This is a genomic window from Altibacter lentus, assembly GCF_000746845.1.
In the GTDB taxonomy this organism is placed as follows: Bacteria; Bacteroidota; Bacteroidia; order Flavobacteriales; family Flavobacteriaceae; genus Altibacter; species Altibacter lentus.
Genome location: NZ_KN050846.1, coordinates 424,297 through 441,378, shown reverse-complemented (window position 1 = coordinate 441,378; position 17,082 = coordinate 424,297). Strand labels below are relative to the sequence as shown.

The window sequence follows — 17,082 nt, the reverse complement described above, 5'->3', positions numbered from 1 at the left end:
TTTTCCTGCACTTATGTCTAATTGTTTAATTATCAAAGTCAATGCTAAATAAAAGCATAAAATTTCTAATCGAAAACAAACTCGTTGCCGTCTTGATGCTCGTCGCATTTATAGGATTCGGTACCGTATATGCACCATTTAATTGGGAGACGTCCCGATGGCTATCGGGATTGCCCACCGACCCCGTTGCAGTAGATGCCATACCGGATATTGGTGAGAACCAGCAAATCGTTTTTACCAAATGGGATGGTCGCTCACCGCAAGACATAGAGGACCAGATCACCTATCCCCTTACAACATCTTTACTTGGTATTCCCGGCGTAAAAACCATTCGTAGTTCGTCTATGTTCGGTTTTTCAAGTATCTATATCATTTTTGAAGAAGACATCGAGTTCTACTGGTCGCGCAGTCGCATTCTTGAAAAATTGAACTCACTTCCTGCCAATCTTTTACCCGATGGCGTCAATCCATCACTCGGACCAGATGCCACAGGTCTCGGACAGATATTTTGGTACACGCTTGAAGGTCGTGACGAAAACGGAAACGTAACGGGTGGTTGGGATCTACAGGAATTACGCAGCATTCAGGATTACTATGTAAAATATGGATTATCTTCTGCAAGCGGTGTTTCTGAAGTGGCTTCCATTGGTGGGTATGTTCAGGAATATCAAATCGATGTCAATCCTGAATTAATGCGTCAATACAACATTGGTTTAAATCAAGTGGTAAAAGCGGTTAAGGAAAGCAACAGGGACATTGGAGCACAAACTTTAGAAATCAATCAGGCGGAATATTTGGTACGTGGATTGGGTTATGTAGAATCTATTGCAGATATTGAAAATGCGGTAGTAGATTCTGAAAACTTCACGTCTATCCGCATCAAAGACGTAGCAAACGTCCATTTGGGGCCTGCTGCCAGACGTGGCATTCTCGATAAGGAAGGTGCCGAAGTCGTAGGCGGTGTGGTGGTCGCTCGCTATGGTGCAAATCCGCTGGAAGTTATCAATAATGTTAAGGCTCAAATCGCCGAAATAAGCTCTGGACTTCCCACGAAAACATTGGCAGACGGTCGCACTTCGCAAGTAACCATCGTGCCGTTTTACGACCGTACAGAACTCATTCAGGAAACTTTGGGCACGCTCAACGAAGCCTTGGCTTTGGAAATCTTGATTACCATTTTGGTCATTATTATAATGGTCTTTAATCTGCGTGCATCCATCCTAATTTCCGGCTTATTGCCCGTAGCTGTTTTGATGGTTTTTATCACGATGAAGCTCTTCAACGTAGATGCAAACATCGTTGCCCTTTCGGGTATTGCCATTGCCATCGGTACAATGGTGGATGTGGGCGTTATACTTGCCGAAAATATGATACGGCACTTGGAAGATGAAAAGCTCCGTCTTAATGAAAACGGCAAAGAATACACCACAAACGAAATCATCTACAACGCAACTGCCGAAGTCTCTGGTGCTATCCTAACAGCAGTTTTAACAACCATTATTAGTTTTCTGCCTGTATTCACAATGATAGGTGCCGAAGGAAAACTGTTCCGTCCGCTCGCTTTTACCAAAACAATGGCACTCACGGCATCACTCGTCATTGCGCTATTTATTATTCCACCCATTGCGGCATTTCTTTTCCGTAAGACGAGTGTGCGGGAACGTACACAGTATGCTATCAATGGCGCACTTGTACTATTGGGATTTCTCGCCATCGTTTACGGCTTTTGGTTGGGGCTAATTCTTATCGCCTTTGCCGCCACTTCATTTTTAAATATGCGCGGTACGCTTTTGCCAAAGCGTAAAAACCTGCTTGACATTATCATTTCATCTGTTGCCATTGTGTTCTTGCTCGCTACGTATTGGCGACCCTTAGGCTTTGACCGAAGCGTAGTAATGAACCTGATATTTGTTTCCATCATCTGTTTCGGACTGCTTGGTGTGTTCTCAATTTTCAGGATATATTACGAGCGTATTTTGAAATGGGCACTTCAAAACCGATATCTATTCTTAATCATTCCGGCTACCGTGCTGACGTTGGGTATTCTCATAATGCGAAATACAGGTAAGGAATTTATGCCAGCACTCAATGAAGGTTCATTCTTGCTGATGCCTACATCCCTTCCGCACGCTGGTGTTGAAGAAAACAAGCGTATACTGCAACAGCTGGATATGGCCGTGGCGAGCATCCCTGAAATTGAAACCGTAGTGGGAAAAGCGGGAAGAACGGAAAGCGCACTCGACCCGGCACCACTCTCGATGTACGAAAATGTCATTCAGTATAAATCTGAATATATGCGGAATGCATCTGGTGAACGACAACGCTACAAGGTCAATGACGATGGGTTGTTTGTGCTGAAGAACGACAAATTCATTATCAACCCAAACAACGAGATAGACGAAGACGCCAACTATGCTGAAGCTTCGCTAAAAACTACCGCCACACGCGAAGATTTGATTGAAGATGACGATGGCGAATACTACCGAAATTGGCGCCCTGACATCGAAAGTCCAGATGATATTTGGAACGAGATTGTACGTGTGACCAAGTTGCCAGGCGTGACATCTTCACCCAAGTTGCAACCTATCGAAACACGATTGGTAATGCTCCAAACGGGAATGCGAGCACCTATGGGTATCAAGGTAAAAGGCCCCGATTTAAAGTCCATAGAAAACTTCGGACTGCAACTGGAAGATATTCTAAAACAAGCCGAAGGTGTTAAGGAACAAGCTGTTTTTGCAGACCGAATCGTGGGCAAACCCTACTTGCTCATAGATATTAAGCGAGACCAATTGGCTCGATATGGCGTGTCCATAATGGATGTGCAGGAAGTTCTTCAAGTGGCGGTTGGCGGAATGCCGCTCACGCAAACCGTAGAAGGTCGTGAGCGCTATGCCGTTCGGGTTCGCTATCCACGAGAATTACGGGCAAATCCAGACGACCTAAAAAACATCTATGTGCCCGTTGAAAAAGGAAGTCCTGTACCGCTTGGCGAATTGGTAGATATACGCTACGAGCAAGGACCACAGGTGATTAAAAGTGAAGACACCTTTCTAACTGGCTACGTGCTGTTTGACAAACTCGATGGCTTTGCCGAAGTGGATGTAGTAGAAAATGCCCAAGCCTTGATTCAAGAAAATATCGATAACGGTTCACTAATCGTACCGCAAGGCATCAGCTATCGCTTTACGGGAACGTATGAAAATCAATTACGGGCAGAAAAAACCTTATCGGTAGTCGTACCACTCTGTTTGCTCATCATTTTCTTGATTCTGTATTTCCAGTTCAGGTCGGTTGCTACATCGCTTATGGTGTTTACCGCAATTGCCGTAGCCTTTGCAGGTGGCTTTATAATGATATGGCTGTACGGGCAGGATTGGTTTTTCAATTTCGGCTTTTTTGGCGAAAATCTGCGGGATTTGTTCAATATGAAAACCATCAATTTAAGTGTAGCCGTTTGGGTAGGTTTTATCGCCCTATTTGGTATTGCTACGGATGATGGCGTGGTAATGGCCACCTATTTAGACCAATCATTCAAAAGCAACGAACCAGACAATAAAAAGGGCATTCGTCTCGCCACTTTGGAAGCCGCAGGTAAACGTATTCGTCCGTGTTTGATGACTACTGTAACTACGGTACTGGCACTACTTCCCGTACTTACATCCACAGGCAAGGGAAGCGATATAATGATACCGATGGCGATACCCATTTTTGGCGGAATGATAATCGATGTTACGTCCTATTTCCTACTGCCAGTCTTATATAGCTGGAAAAAGGAATACCAACTTAAAAAAGCAAACAGATGAAGAAATTAAAATATATACTGGTGTTCTTGTTTGTTTCCGCTTTCGCGAAAGCGCAACAATTACAATCCTACATTAAGGAAGCCGAAGCGAACAATCCAGAAATTCAAGCCTTTGAACTGCGCTATAATATTGCCGAAGAAAAGGTAAATGAAGCCAACTGGATTCCAAATACCGAAGTGAGTGCCGGCTATTTTGTGAGTGAGCCTGAAACCAGAGTCGGTGCGCAACGTGCACGAATAGGCGTAAAACAGATGTTGCCGTGGTTCGGTACTATTACAGCTCGTGAAAATTATGCCACCGCAATGGCAGATGCTGAATATGTGGACATCACGATTGCAAAGCGCAAGCTCGCACTTTCGGTCGCACAATCCTATTATAGCCTGTATTCTATACGTGCCAAGCAAGCTGTGCTGGATGAAAATATACAGCTATTGCAAACCTATGAGCAACTTGCACTCACGTCTGTAGAAGTAGGTAAAGCGAGTGCCGTAGATGTGTTGCGACTTCAAATACGGCAAAATGAGTTACAGCAACAAAAGGAAGTTTTGGAAGAAGAATTTACGGCAGAACAAACAGCTTTTAACAATTTGCTCAACCGTGAATCAATGATGACTGTTGACGTAGTTCCAGAAATGGAAATTCCGCAGGAAGACCCTTTTTATGACAATGAAGCGCTGGCGCTCAATCCTGAACTGCTCAAATACGATAAACTTTATGAATCTGTGGCACAATCTGAACTACTCAACCAGCGTGAAAGCTTACCTATGATTGGTTTTGGTGTGGATTACTTGCCCGTAACCGAACGTAGCGATGTTAACTTCAGCGATAATGGGAAAGATGTATTGATGCCAATGGTGTCGATTTCTATACCCATTTTCAATAACCGCTACAAATCCATTTCAAAACAAAATGAACTGCGACAGCAAGAAATAGAGACCCAAAGGGAACAGCGATTGAATGTGCTGGAATCCGCTTTCGCGAAAGCGCAATCACAACGCAACCAAGCTCGCATTGCTTACTACACACAAGAACGCAATCTAAAACAAGCCCAAGATGCCGAAGAAATTCTGGTAAAAAATTATGAAACTGGCACTATCGATTTTAACGATGTGCTGGACATTCAGGAATTGCAGTTGAAGTTTCAGATGAATCAAATCGAGTCGGTGCAAATGTACTATGTACAATCGGCCATTATTAACTATCTAATCAATTAATTATGGTCAAGGATTTTTACATAAAAAATATGGTATGTGATAGATGCATCAAGGTTTTAAGGGATGTACTGGATAAACAAACTATCGAATTGTTACAAATCGAATTGGGTCGTTTGCGCCTAAACATCGAGAGCGATGATGAAATCGAAAAATTGAAAACTTTACTTGAAAGTAATGGATTTTCCCTAATTGGCAGTACCGAAGAAAAACTCACAGAGCAGGTTAAGGTAGAACTGATTAAAGCATTACAAAAATTGCCTTTGGAACTCGATAAGAAATTATCCGCTCACTTAGCCGATGCATTGGGTCACGAGTATTCTAAAATCAGTAAGGTCTTTTCAATTACCGAAGGCATTACCATTGAGAAGTACTTCATCAAATTGAAAATAGAAAAGGTAAAGGAACTGGTACAGGCCAAGGAACTCAACTTTACAGAAATGGCACAGCTGCTGGATTATAGCCATATCAACCATTTGAGTGGCCAGTTTAAAAGCGAAACGGGTATGAGCCTGACCGAGTATAAATCACAACAGAAAAACTTTAGGAATTCATTGGACAAAATTGTATAGATAACAACCATAATTATGACACAAGCTGTTGATTTACAGCAGTAATTTTATCCAAATAAAATTAAGAACTATGAAATATAAAATCACATTACTTCTAACAATGCTTATCACTTTTGGTGCAAAAGCCCAATTGGTAGCGAATGAAACTGAAGAAAATGTTGACAACTGGCCAGAACGGATTTATGACCTTACTATAGATTATAAAACCGTAAACTTTACGGGCAAGGATGTACAGGCAATGACCATTAATGGTGGCATACCTGGTCCCAATCTCGAGTTCAACGAAGGCGAGTTTGCCATTATCAACGTTACCAATAAAATGGATGTGGAAACATCTGTCCATTGGCACGGGATGATATTACCTAATTTCCACGATGGCGTACCGTATTTGACCACACCACCTATCCGTCCAGGGGAAACCTTTCAATACAAGTTTGCATTGAAACAATCTGGAACCTATTGGTATCATTCCCATACTGGGTTACAGGAACAACGTGGGGTGTATGGTTCATTACAGATAAATCCAAAGGAAACCGATTTAGAATATGACAAAGATTTGGTCTTAGTGCTTTCGGATTGGGTAGATGAAAATCCACAATCTCAACTTAAAAATTTGAAGCGTGGCAATGAGTGGTATTTAATTAAAAAAGGTCAGGTTCAAAGTCTGGATAAATTAATTGCCCAAGGCGCAGTAGGTGCCAAGTTAAAGATGGCGTGGCAACGTATGCCAGATATGGCTATTTCAGATAATTATTTTGACAAGTTTTTTATCAATGGTGGTACTTCACAGGAATATCCAGATTTTCAGCCCGGCGAGCGCGTGAGGCTTCGATTTGTAAACGCAGCCGCAGCGTCTTATTTCTGGCTCACATTTGGTGGCGAAGACCCAATGCTCGTATCTGCCGATGGACTTGATGTGGTTCCAGTAGAACATAACAAAACTTTGATTGGCGTTGCCGAAACCTATGATTTTATAGTGACGATTCCAGAAAGTGGAAAACTTCAAGTAAGAGCTACGGCACAGGATGGTTCTGGCGAAGCTTCGGCATTTATAGGAACTGGAAATGTACTGGAAGCACCTGTAGTTCCAGAACCTAATCTTATAAAGAATATGAAGCAAATGATGTCTATGGGTATGAAGATGGGCGCACCTGCTTCAAAATTTAATCCTTCAAAAAACGATTCCATTCAAGTAATGGAAAAGTACAAAATGGATATGGGCGGAATGCAGATGAATAGTATGTCTATGATGGATGATAATATGAAAAAGGGTGAAATGGAAATGGATTCTACCAAGATGGCTCACACTAAAATGGACCATTCTAAAATGGATATGAAGGATGATAAAATGAAAATGTCCAAGTCAGAAATGAAGATGAACAAAGGCAAGGCCAATATGAAAATGGATGGCGGTATGGATATGGGCGAAATGAAAATGGGATATATGGTGCCAAAAGATAAAGTGGTAGGCGATAATATGAAAACGGGTGGTAATCCCGAGTTCAATTACAACTACTTAAGGGCTAAAGAACCTACCGAATTTGAAAACGATAAGCCCGTAAAGGAAATGCTTTTCAACCTTACAGGAAATATGAACCGCTACGTCTGGTCTATCAACGGTGTGCCCCTTTCAGAAACAGATAAGATAAAAATCGAGCAAGGCGAAGTCGTGCGTATCACACTTAACAATCTCACGATGATGCACCACCCTATGCACTTGCACGGCCACTTCTTTAGAGTATTGAACGAGAACGGTGAGTATTCACCACTAAAGCATACTGTTAACGTGGCACCAATGCAAAAAGTCGTATTTGAGTTTGCCGCTGATGAAACTGGTGATTGGTTTTTCCATTGTCACATCCTTTATCATATGATGAGCGGTATGGCAAGGGTTTTCAGTTACGATACACCTCGTGACGAACGATTAGAAGGCTACCCACTTACTAACCTTACCAACGAAGCAGACCACATATTCACTTGGGGCGAAATCACGGCTGCAAGTCATATGACCGAGCTTTACGCTACTGCAACAAATATCAGAAATCAATTTGCGCTAAGGGGCGAATATGGATGGAACAAAAATCTGGAAGCCGAGTTTACCTACGAGCGCTATCTCAATGATTACTTCCGAGTTTTTGGTGGTGTAAATGTAGAGAATGAAGGTGAGGACAGCCTTGAAGAAATAAACACAACCGCTATTGCTGGTGTACGATGGTTAATGCCATTGCTCATTAATTCAGATTTCAGAATTGACAGCAAACTGCGTCCACAGATAAGTTTTAGTACGGGCTTTATGATTTTTCCCCACCTTGGAATTTATGGCGAGTATGAATACCAGATGGACTTTGGCTGGGACGGCAAATTACCCGAAGGTCAGGACTTTGAAGAAGAAACCACGTGGCAAGTTGGACTTGAATACGTATTGAGCCGTGACTTCTCATTAATGGGAAGCTATGACAACCGCTTTGGCGCTGGTGGTGGACTCTCATTAAGATTTTAGAACAATTATTAACTTAAATAAATAACAAAAATGAAAACAGTAAAAAGAACAATAGGTACAATGGCACTTGCTGCTATAATGGTGTTAACGGTTTCCTGCAAGGATGGAAACAAAAATGAACCTGCTGCACCTATGAGCAACGAGATGCACCAAGAATCTATGGATGACAAAGACAATATGGCAATGAATGACAACCAAGATGCAAAAGCAGTCCTACAAGACTACTTTAAACTAAAAGATGCACTTGTCGAGACGAATAATGACAAAGCAAAACAATTGGGTGCCACGCTGGCAAGCACTTTAGGCAGTTTTGATGCATCGAGCTATTCAGATAACGAGCAACAAGAACTCAAGGATATTTTGGAAGACGCAATTGAACACGCAGAACACATTTCAGAAAGTGATATGGCACACCAACGTGAGCACTTTAAGATATTAAGCAAGGATGTTACCGATATGGTTGCCATTACCGGAACTGAGATGAAGATATACGAGCAATTCTGCCCTATGTATAATAATAATGAGGGTGGTGCTTGGCTTAGTATGAACGAAGAAATTAGAAACCCCTATTTCGGTGACAAAATGTTGAAATGCGGTAAAGTACAGCGAGAAATCAACTAATTGAAGTTTTTAAAAATCATAGCGTGGCTTGCCCTTGTGGCATTTATTGTGATTCAGTTCTTTCCAACAACCCTGAACGAGAGAGATACTGTACCGCAAAGTGATTTTATGGTCGAAAATCAAGTGCCTGCAACGATAAAAAATCGGTTGCAGGTTTCTTGCTACGATTGCCACAGCAATAATACAGATTATCCGTGGTATAGTAAGATACAGCCTTCGGCTTGGTATCTGGAAGACCACATACAAGAAGGTAAGGACGAACTTAATTTTAATGAATGGGCAGAGTATTCAGACAGGCGAAAGAATAGTAAACTTCGGTCTATCATAAGCCAAATTGAAGAAGATAGAATGCCTTTGGATTCTTATGCACTCATTCACAGGGATGCAATTCTTTCAGATGAAGATAAGAGGATGATAATAGATTATATAACAGCGTTAAAAGACAGTTTGGAATAAAGTCCTGATATGGGAAGTGCAAGTTGATGGTTGGTTAGTTAGTAGCCCTTCCCTTGTCAGGCACAATAAAATAAGGATGTATGAATGATTTTTTAAAACAATGGGGCGAAGCCGCCTATACGACTACCGGATTTTTCTGGATGGCGCTCTGGGCATTCATATTGGGTTACATCATCAGTAGTATGATACAAGTTTTCGTGACCGAAAAACGGATGCAGAAAACAATGGGCGAGAACGAGAAGAAAAGTGTACTTCTTGGGACATTTTTTGGTTTTATAAGCAGTTCGTGCAGCTTTGCCGCACTCGCTTCTACCAAGTCCATTTTTAAGAAAGGTGCAAGCTTTGTATCATCCATTGCATTTTTACTTGCATCTACAAACCTTGTCATTGAGCTTGGTATAATCATTTCCATTTTCTTGGGATGGCAGTTTGTAGTGGGCGAATATGTGGGTGGTATTTTACTCATACTCATTTGTTGGGTTCTCATTCGCATTATCAATCCCAAAAAGCTCATCGAAAAAGCACGGAAAAATCTTGAAGGGCAGGATGATGATGAAATGGAAGATTCCAAAGACTGGAAAAAACAGATTCAACAGGAAGATAGCTGGGCAAGGGTCGCCAAGAAATATAAGATGGAATGGCAAATGGTCTGGAAGGATGTAACCGTAGGCTTTACCATTGCAGGTATCGTTGCCGCCTTCGTCCCAGATTCGTTTTTCCAAACGCTGTTTATAAATAGTGGTCAAGGTAAAACCGATTTTACCTTTCTCGAAGTTATGGAACATATTGTTGTGGGTCCGGTTGCGGCATTTTTAACTTTTATCGGCTCGATGGGGAACATTCCATTGGCAGCTTTGTTGTTTGGTAAAGGTGTGAGTTTTGCAGGTGTAATGGCATTTATTTTTAGTGATTTGGTAGTTTTTCCCGTGCTACGCATCAATGCAAAATACTATGGCTGGAAAATGTCTTTTTTTATCGTATTCCTATTGTTTACAGCATTGATAGGTACGTCCCTTGCGCTTCATTATAGTTTTGATTTGTTGAGCATATTACCAGACCCATCACAGGTAAAAATTCAAGACAAAGAACATTTCAAAATTGATTACACCTTCTATTTGAATATTGCTTTCCTCGCTATTTCAGCGTATCTGGTTTATCTCGGATTTTTCAAGAAAAAAGATGTGGAACACTCAATGAATGAAATGGCACCAAAGAGCTCTTTGCTTGAAAGTGTATTAAAATATGTTGCTATCGCTTGCTATATCTGGCTGGCAGGTGGTTTAATCACTAAATTTTTAATTCTATAACAATGAAACACACCTATCACATACACGGAATGACCTGCAACGGTTGCCGAAACCACGTCGAACAGACGCTTTCCAAAATAGAAGGTGTTACTAATGCATCTGTCAATTTAGAAAAAGCCGAAGCGACAATAGAAATGGAATCCCATATTCCCATAGAAAAATTTCAAGGTGCGCTGAAAGCTGACGGTGGGCAATACAGCATCCATCAAAATGGGGAACATCATCATACCCACGATAAGAAGAAAGTTGAGAAACCCAAAGGCAAAGGAACGGGTACGTTCTATTGTCCGATGCATTGCGAGGGCGACAAGACTTACGACAAACCAGGCGATTGTCCTGTTTGCGGGATGGATTTGGTTGAAGAAGTGAACCTAACGGCTACTTCCGACACCCAATATACCTGCCCGATGCATCCCGAAATTATTAAGGATGAACCGGGAAGCTGTCCAATTTGTGGGATGGATTTAGTTCCTATAGAACCGGATTTATCCGCAGAAGAAAAGACCTATAAAAAACTGCTTAAAAAGTTCTGGATAGCGGTCGCTTTCACATTGCCCATTTTTATGATTGCAATGTCCGAAATGCTACCCAACAATCCATTATATGATGTTTTAGAATTAAAATATTGGAATTGGATTCAATTTGCGCTCTCTATCCCTGTGGTATTCTACGCCACTTGGATGTTCTTTGAGCGCGCCTACCGTAGTATAAAGACTTGGAACCTCAATATGTTTACCCTTATCGGTATCGGTGCAGGCGTTGCTTGGCTGTTTAGTGTGTTCGGGATGCTCGTGCCAGATTTTTTCCCTGACCAATTTAAGACCGAAGCAGGTACAGTTCACGTTTATTTTGAAGCGGCAACCGTCATTCTAACTTTGGTGCTACTTGGGCAGGTTCTGGAAGCTCGTGCGCATAGCAAGACCAATTCCGCAGTCAAGGAACTTTTAAAACTGGCACCGAATAAGGCGGTTAAGGTGGTAGATGGCGAAGAACAGGAAGTGGCCATCGATGAAATCGAATTGGGTGATATTCTGCGTGTAAAGCCGGGCGATAAGATTCCCGTAGATGGTGTAATTACCGAAGGCGAAACTTCCATCGATGAATCGATGATTACTGGCGAACCCATTCCCGTAAACAAATCTACCGATGATAAAGTAAGTAGCGGAACTATCAACGGTAATCAGTCTTTTTTGATGAAAGCAGAAAAGATAGGGTCAGATACCCTGTTATCACAGATTATACAGATGGTCAACGATGCCAGTCGCAGTCGAGCACCAATTCAGAAATTAGCAGATACCGTTTCGAAATATTTCGTGCCAATCGTGGTCATTATCGCTGCTGTGACATTCGGCGTTTGGGCAATTTGGGGCCCAGAACCAGCCTATGTATATGCCTTGGTCAATGCCATTGCCGTATTGATTATTGCCTGTCCGTGTGCTTTGGGGCTTGCGACACCAATGTCCGTAATGGTCGGTGTTGGTAAAGGCGCACAAAACGGGGTGCTTATCAAAAATGCCGAAGCTCTTGAAAAAATGGATAAGGTAGATACCCTAATTGTCGATAAGACCGGAACGATAACTGAAGGAAAACCTACAGTTGAGAAAGTGGGATCTTTCGACAATGGCTTTACAGAAAGCGAAGTACTACAATTCATTGTTTCCCTTAACAGCCAAAGTGAACATCCGCTGGCAGAAGCCACCGTAAAATATGGAAAAGAACAAGACGCAGAGTTTTTAAAAGCAGATGGATTTAATGCAGTTACCGGAAAGGGTGTTGAAGGTAAAGTGAACGGAAAGGAAGTAGCCTTGGGCAACGCCAAAATGATGGAACAGGCAAATGCCACGCTTACCGAAGCTATGGAAAACGAGGCACAGTCCTATCAAAAACAAGGGAAAACGGTTTCCTATCTCGCTGTTGAAAGTCAAGTTGTAGGCTACGTGGTCATCGGTGACAAAATAAAAGAAACGAGCGCAAAAGCTATCAAGGATTTGCAGAATAAGGGAATTGCAGTCATTATGCTTACTGGCGATAATCACGATACAGCCCAAGCTGTCGCGGATGAACTTAACCTTGCGGATTTTCAAGCGAGTATGCTTCCAGAGAACAAGTTACAAGAAGTCGAGAAATTACAAGGCCAGGGTAAAGTGGTTGCAATGGCAGGCGATGGCATCAATGATGCACCTGCACTTGCTAAAAGTGATGTAGGCATCGCAATGGGAACAGGAACAGATGTCGCCATTGAAAGTGCAGCCATTACATTGGTGAAAGGCGATTTACACGGTATCGTAAAGGCAAGAAACCTAAGCGATGCAGTAATGCGCAATATCAAACAAAACCTCTTTTTTGCAATGATTTATAACACGCTGGGCATCCCTATTGCAGCAGGACTACTGTATCCGTTTTTCGGAATACTCTTATCGCCAATGATTGCGGCCTTGGCAATGAGCTTTAGTTCGGTTTCGGTAATTGCCAACTCATTACGTCTAAAAAGTAAAAACATATAATCTAACTAATTGAATACTTATGAAATATAAAATTTTGATAATCCTATTGGTAGTTGCTGTCAGCGGATGTAAAAACGAAGGAAAGAACAATTCCGAAATAGGGACAGAACACAATCATACCCAAAGTGAACCTAAATCCGAGAACAAAAAATCCCTTAGCCCACATACATCGGCAATGGCGATGATAGGCAATGCACATATTCATATAGATTATTCGTCGCCGGGCGTAAGGGATAGAATTATTTTCGGTGGACTGTTGGCTTACGACCAAGTCTGGCAGGCTGGTGCCCATATGGCTACTTGGTTGGAAACAAATATGGATTTAGAAATCGACGGTAAAGAATTGAAAGCTGGGAAATACGGGTTTTTTGTAATTCCAAATCAGGAAGAATGGACTGTCATTTTCAACAGAAATTGGAACCAACACGGAAAGGATGACTATGATGCGAGCGATGATGTATTACGATTTAAAGCAACGCCTAAAATTTCAGCAGAAATTAAAGAACATTTAGAATATGAAGTAAATAAAACAACTGAGACTTCCGGAACAATCTCAATGAGTTGGGAAAAAGTCACGATTGAATTTCCTTTTGAAATAAAATAATATGGTGAACAGAAAAACAGCGAAATGGATTAGAAAAGCGCACCGCTATTTAGGTATTTTTTTAGGTATTCAGTTTCTGATGTGGACGATTAGCGGGATGTATTTTAGCTGGACGGACATAGACGAGATACACGGCGACCATTTTAAGAAAGCAGCACCTGTGCAGGCCTCATTTAATGATTTGCTCGGCACATCCCAACTTGCTACAAAAAAACCCATCCAATCTTTAGAACTTCTGGAAATAGCAAATGAACCTTACTATTGGATTAATGAAGCACAGCTTTATAATGCAAGAACGGGACAAATGAAAAATGGAATTTCTAAAGAAGAGGCACAACAAGTTGCAAATAGGTATATGTTGAACGATTTAGAAATAGCAAAAATTCAATTAGTCGATTCTGTAGGGTCTCATCACGAATATCGTGGTCGCCCACTTCCAGCTTATGAAATCTCGTATGAAACACCACAAAATTTAAAAGCCTATGTGGCGGTTGAGAATGGCGCTTTTCAAACGGTGAGACACAGGGATTGGCGCTGGTTTGATTTTCTATGGATGACCCATACAATGGATTATCAGGGAAGGGATAATTTCAATACGTTGTTGTTAAGGGCATTTTCACTTTTGGGATTGATAACTGTCTTAAGCGGTTTCGTTTTGTGGTATATCAGTTCCCCATCAATCAGAAAACTAAAAAAGAAAATTAAATAATTAGTAACAAATAAAACCAAAAATTATGAATTCAAATGAACACAAAAATTCAGGAAAATCAAAAAACCATTACACACGTTTTGTAGCAATGCTCGCTTGCTCTTTTGTAGCCATGTACATTACCATGTATTTAAATACCTATGCCATAGATCATGTATGGTTCAGTTTAACACGATTCTATATGACGTGTTTGGGGATTTCAGCAATGGCAGTCATCATGTGGTTTTTTATGCGGAAAATGTACACCGACAAAAAGAAGAATATTGCCATACTTGCAGGTAGTTTTATCCTGTTTGCAGGTGCTTTAGGATTGGTAAGAGCACAAGCACCCATTATTGGTGATGTACTTTATATGAAAGCCATGATACCGCATCATTCTATCGCTATTCTAACAAGTGAAAGAGCGGATATTCAGGACCCGGAAGTAAAGAAATTAGCAGAGGACATCATTAAAGCACAACGAAAAGAAATTAAAGAAATGAAAGCAATGATTAAACGATTAGAGAATGAAAAATAATAAAATAGTCTTATACGTAAGCTTGCTCGTTGCAGGGGTATTACTGGGTTGGTTGTTCACTAATGCTTTAGGGAATGGGAGCTCATCTAAGGAAGAAACAGACCATGATCACGATGCGGTTGCAGAAGCCAATCAAATGTGGACGTGTTCTATGCATCCGCAGATCATGCAACCCGAACCGGGTGATTGTCCCATTTGCGGGATGGATCTAATTCCTGCGGAAAGCGGTAGCGACGGTTTGCCGGCAGACCAATTTAAACTCACCGAAAATGCGATGGCCCTGGCAAACATTCAAACCACCATTGTCGGGAAAGGCAATGTGGAGGGTAATACCCTGAAATTATCGGGTAAAATTGCCGAAAACGAGGAAGAAAATGCTGTACAAGTAAGTTACTTTTCGGGGAGAATTGAGCGGTTGAATGTAAGTTTTACAGGCGAAGAGGTCCGTAAAGGTCAATTACTGGCAACCATTTATTCCCCAGAGCTCTATGCAGCACAACAGGAACTGATTACCGCAGCTTCTTTAAAAGAATCGCAACCTGCTTTGTACAAAGCGGTTCGAAATAAATTGAAATTATGGAAGCTCTCTGAAAATCAGATCAATCAGATAGAAGCATCCGGAAAGGTAAAAGAAAACTTTCCGGTGTATGCGACCGTTTCAGGTACCGTTACAGAAAAACTAGTAGCCCAGGGTGATTACGTTAAACAGGGACAGCCCTTATTAAAAATAGCCGATCTTACTACCGTTTGGGCAAATTTTGATGTGTATGAAAATCAAATTGACCGCTTTAAAAAAGGACAGGAAGTACTGATCACCACCAATGCCTATCCAAACAAGGAATTTAAAGGGGTTGTCGATTTTATAGATCCGGTTCTAAACACGCAAACAAGAACCGTCACCTTGAGGGTCGTGCTAAGCAATAAGGACGCTATATTTAAACCGGGAATGTTTGTAACTGCAACTGTGGAAGGCGTTAGCGGTACTAAAGACGAAGTGCTAACCATTCCCGCATCAGCTATTCTGTGGACAGGTGAGCGGTCGGTAGTGTATTTAAAAACCAATCCGAACGAACCCGTCTTTGAAATGCGTGAAGTTACATTAGGCAATAGCGTTGGCAATGAATACGAAGTTCTGGAAGGGCTCTTCGTGGGAAATGAAATAGTAACCAACGGAACGTTCACGGTAGATGCCGCAGCACAATTACGAGGCAAGAAGTCGATGATGAATAAGGATGGCGAAAAAGTAACAACGGACCACGAAGGACATTTGGGAACGGGCAATAGTTCTTCCGGCGAAGAAAGCGATCCTGCCCATAGGAATGAACGATTGGAAGTTTCGGCGCAGTTCAAACAACAATTAAAGACTGTTTTCAATGCGTACATTAATGTAAAAGATGCTTTAGTAAAAGAAGATCCCACAAGTACTTCAGCAAGCGCAACAGCGCTATTAAATACATTGAGCAAGGTAGATATGAAATTGCTTTCAGATACTAAGGCACATGACTATTGGATGACATTAGCAGGCAATATAGAATCATCTGCCGCTTCCATAGCTAAAACGACAGATATAAAAACACAGAGAAACCATTTCAAGCAATTATCCTTACATCTTATCAATACTGTTCAATTGTATGGTGTCAATGAGAAGGTCTATGTAGAATTTTGTCCAATGGCAGATAACAACAATGGTGCGTATTGGTTGAGCAAAGAAGAAAAAGTAATCAACCCTTATTTTGGCAGTGCCATGCTAAGCTGTGGTGAAGTAAAACAAGTAATAGAATAATAACAATTAAATTTTTAAAAATGAAGAAAGTAATTTTAAGTATCGCTGTAATAGCAGCCCTAGGGGTGCTAAGTTGTAAAACGGAAACCAAAAAAGAAACAGAAACAGCAACAACCGAAGTTTCGCAAGATATGGCAATGACCTCGTTATCGTTTGGTGTAAGAGGGAATTGCGGCATGTGCAAAAGCACCATCGAGAAGGCTGCAACGGGTGTTGAGGGAGTTGCAAGTGCGAACTGGGATGTCGATAAAAAGAAAATAGATGTTTCTTTTGACGATTCAAAAACAGATGCAATGGCAATTCACAAGGCAATCGCAGCTTCGGGGTATGATACCGAGAAGGTTGCCGGTGATGAAGCAGCTTATAATGATTTGCCCGGCTGTTGTAAATACGACCACGACATGATGATGAATCAGTCCGGTGACATGAAAAGTGATGACCCTTCCCATGACGGTCATTAAACCCATACACAAAGAGCCTTTTCCGGAAGGC

At 41.5% G+C, this 17,082-nt stretch carries 13 protein-coding genes; all 13 read left to right on the top strand.

Annotation, left to right across the window (positions count from 1 at the left end; genetic code table 11):
• The first annotated feature begins 41 nt into the window (after positions 1 to 41).
• Positions 42 to 3,806, top strand: coding sequence for an efflux RND transporter permease subunit (locus JS40_RS02140; protein WP_034258000.1), 3,765 nt, complete (start codon positions 42 to 44; stop codon positions 3,804 to 3,806).
• Positions 3,803 to 5,020 (top strand): TolC family protein, encoded by a 1,218-nt coding sequence (locus tag JS40_RS02135; protein ID WP_034257999.1) that lies wholly within the window; start codon positions 3,803 to 3,805, stop codon positions 5,018 to 5,020. The genes JS40_RS02140 and JS40_RS02135 overlap by 4 nt, the downstream gene beginning before the upstream one ends.
• A gap of 2 nt (positions 5,021 to 5,022) precedes the next feature.
• Positions 5,023 to 5,589, top strand: a complete 567-nt coding sequence (locus JS40_RS02130) for a helix-turn-helix domain-containing protein (RefSeq protein WP_013188089.1) — start codon at positions 5,023 to 5,025, stop codon at positions 5,587 to 5,589.
• A 70-nt stretch (positions 5,590 to 5,659) separates the two neighbouring features.
• The gene (locus tag JS40_RS02125) at positions 5,660 to 8,089 is read left to right on the top strand and encodes a multicopper oxidase domain-containing protein (protein ID WP_013188088.1); all 2,430 of its coding nucleotides are present in this window, start codon (positions 5,660 to 5,662) and stop codon (positions 8,087 to 8,089) included.
• Between the two features lie 30 nt (positions 8,090 to 8,119).
• Positions 8,120 to 8,710, top strand: coding sequence for a DUF3347 domain-containing protein (locus JS40_RS02120; RefSeq protein WP_034257997.1), 591 nt, complete (start codon positions 8,120 to 8,122; stop codon positions 8,708 to 8,710).
• Entirely contained in the window at positions 8,711 to 9,166 is a 456-nt protein-coding gene (locus JS40_RS02115; RefSeq protein ID WP_034257995.1) for a heme-binding domain-containing protein, read from the top strand. It abuts the gene before it with no gap.
• Between the two features lie 80 nt (positions 9,167 to 9,246).
• Complete coding sequence (locus tag JS40_RS02110; protein ID WP_034257994.1) at positions 9,247 to 10,473, top strand: permease; 1,227 nt, start codon at positions 9,247 to 9,249, stop codon at positions 10,471 to 10,473.
• Positions 10,474 to 10,475: 2 nt separating this feature from the next.
• Positions 10,476 to 12,977, top strand: coding sequence for a heavy metal translocating P-type ATPase (locus JS40_RS02105; RefSeq protein ID WP_034257991.1), 2,502 nt, complete (start codon positions 10,476 to 10,478; stop codon positions 12,975 to 12,977).
• 19 nt (positions 12,978 to 12,996) lie between these two features.
• Positions 12,997 to 13,581: a DUF2911 domain-containing protein gene (locus JS40_RS02100; RefSeq protein ID WP_034257989.1), complete on the top strand. Its 585-nt coding sequence runs from the start codon at positions 12,997 to 12,999 to the stop codon at positions 13,579 to 13,581.
• 1 nt (position 13,582) lies between these two features.
• Positions 13,583 to 14,290 carry a PepSY domain-containing protein gene (locus JS40_RS02095; protein ID WP_034257987.1) on the top strand — a complete coding sequence of 236 codons (708 nt, stop codon included), beginning with the start codon at positions 13,583 to 13,585 and terminating at the stop codon, positions 14,288 to 14,290.
• Positions 14,291 to 14,315: 25 nt separating this feature from the next.
• Positions 14,316 to 14,807 (top strand): DUF305 domain-containing protein, encoded by a 492-nt coding sequence (locus JS40_RS02090; RefSeq protein ID WP_152558115.1) that lies wholly within the window; start codon positions 14,316 to 14,318, stop codon positions 14,805 to 14,807.
• Positions 14,797 to 16,590 (top strand): efflux RND transporter periplasmic adaptor subunit, encoded by a 1,794-nt coding sequence (locus tag JS40_RS02085; protein WP_034257984.1) that lies wholly within the window; start codon positions 14,797 to 14,799, stop codon positions 16,588 to 16,590. Before JS40_RS02090 ends, JS40_RS02085 begins: the two co-directional genes overlap by 11 nt.
• A 20-nt stretch (positions 16,591 to 16,610) precedes the next feature.
• Positions 16,611 to 17,051, top strand: coding sequence for a heavy-metal-associated domain-containing protein (locus JS40_RS02080; RefSeq protein WP_034257982.1), 441 nt, complete (start codon positions 16,611 to 16,613; stop codon positions 17,049 to 17,051).
• Positions 17,052 to 17,082 lie beyond the last annotated feature (31 nt).

Excerpts from the sequence above, each read along its gene's own strand:
- JS40_RS02140 (WP_034258000.1), top strand. The coding sequence starts at position 42 with ATGCTAAATAAAAGCATAAAATTTCTAATCGAAAACAAACTCGTTGCC.
- JS40_RS02135 (WP_034257999.1), top strand. The coding sequence starts at position 3,803 with ATGAAGAAATTAAAATATATACTGGTGTTCTTGTTTGTTTCCGCTTTC.
- JS40_RS02130 (WP_013188089.1), top strand. The coding sequence starts at position 5,023 with ATGGTCAAGGATTTTTACATAAAAAATATGGTATGTGATAGATGCATC.
- JS40_RS02125 (WP_013188088.1), top strand. The coding sequence starts at position 5,660 with ATGAAATATAAAATCACATTACTTCTAACAATGCTTATCACTTTTGGT.
- JS40_RS02120 (WP_034257997.1), top strand. The coding sequence starts at position 8,120 with ATGAAAACAGTAAAAAGAACAATAGGTACAATGGCACTTGCTGCTATA.
- JS40_RS02110 (WP_034257994.1), top strand. The coding sequence starts at position 9,247 with ATGAATGATTTTTTAAAACAATGGGGCGAAGCCGCCTATACGACTACC.
- JS40_RS02105 (WP_034257991.1), top strand. The coding sequence starts at position 10,476 with ATGAAACACACCTATCACATACACGGAATGACCTGCAACGGTTGCCGA.
- JS40_RS02100 (WP_034257989.1), top strand. The coding sequence starts at position 12,997 with ATGAAATATAAAATTTTGATAATCCTATTGGTAGTTGCTGTCAGCGGA.
- JS40_RS02095 (WP_034257987.1), top strand. The coding sequence starts at position 13,583 with ATGGTGAACAGAAAAACAGCGAAATGGATTAGAAAAGCGCACCGCTAT.
- JS40_RS02090 (WP_152558115.1), top strand. The coding sequence starts at position 14,316 with ATGAATTCAAATGAACACAAAAATTCAGGAAAATCAAAAAACCATTAC.
- JS40_RS02085 (WP_034257984.1), top strand. The coding sequence starts at position 14,797 with ATGAAAAATAATAAAATAGTCTTATACGTAAGCTTGCTCGTTGCAGGG.
- JS40_RS02080 (WP_034257982.1), top strand. The coding sequence starts at position 16,611 with ATGAAGAAAGTAATTTTAAGTATCGCTGTAATAGCAGCCCTAGGGGTG.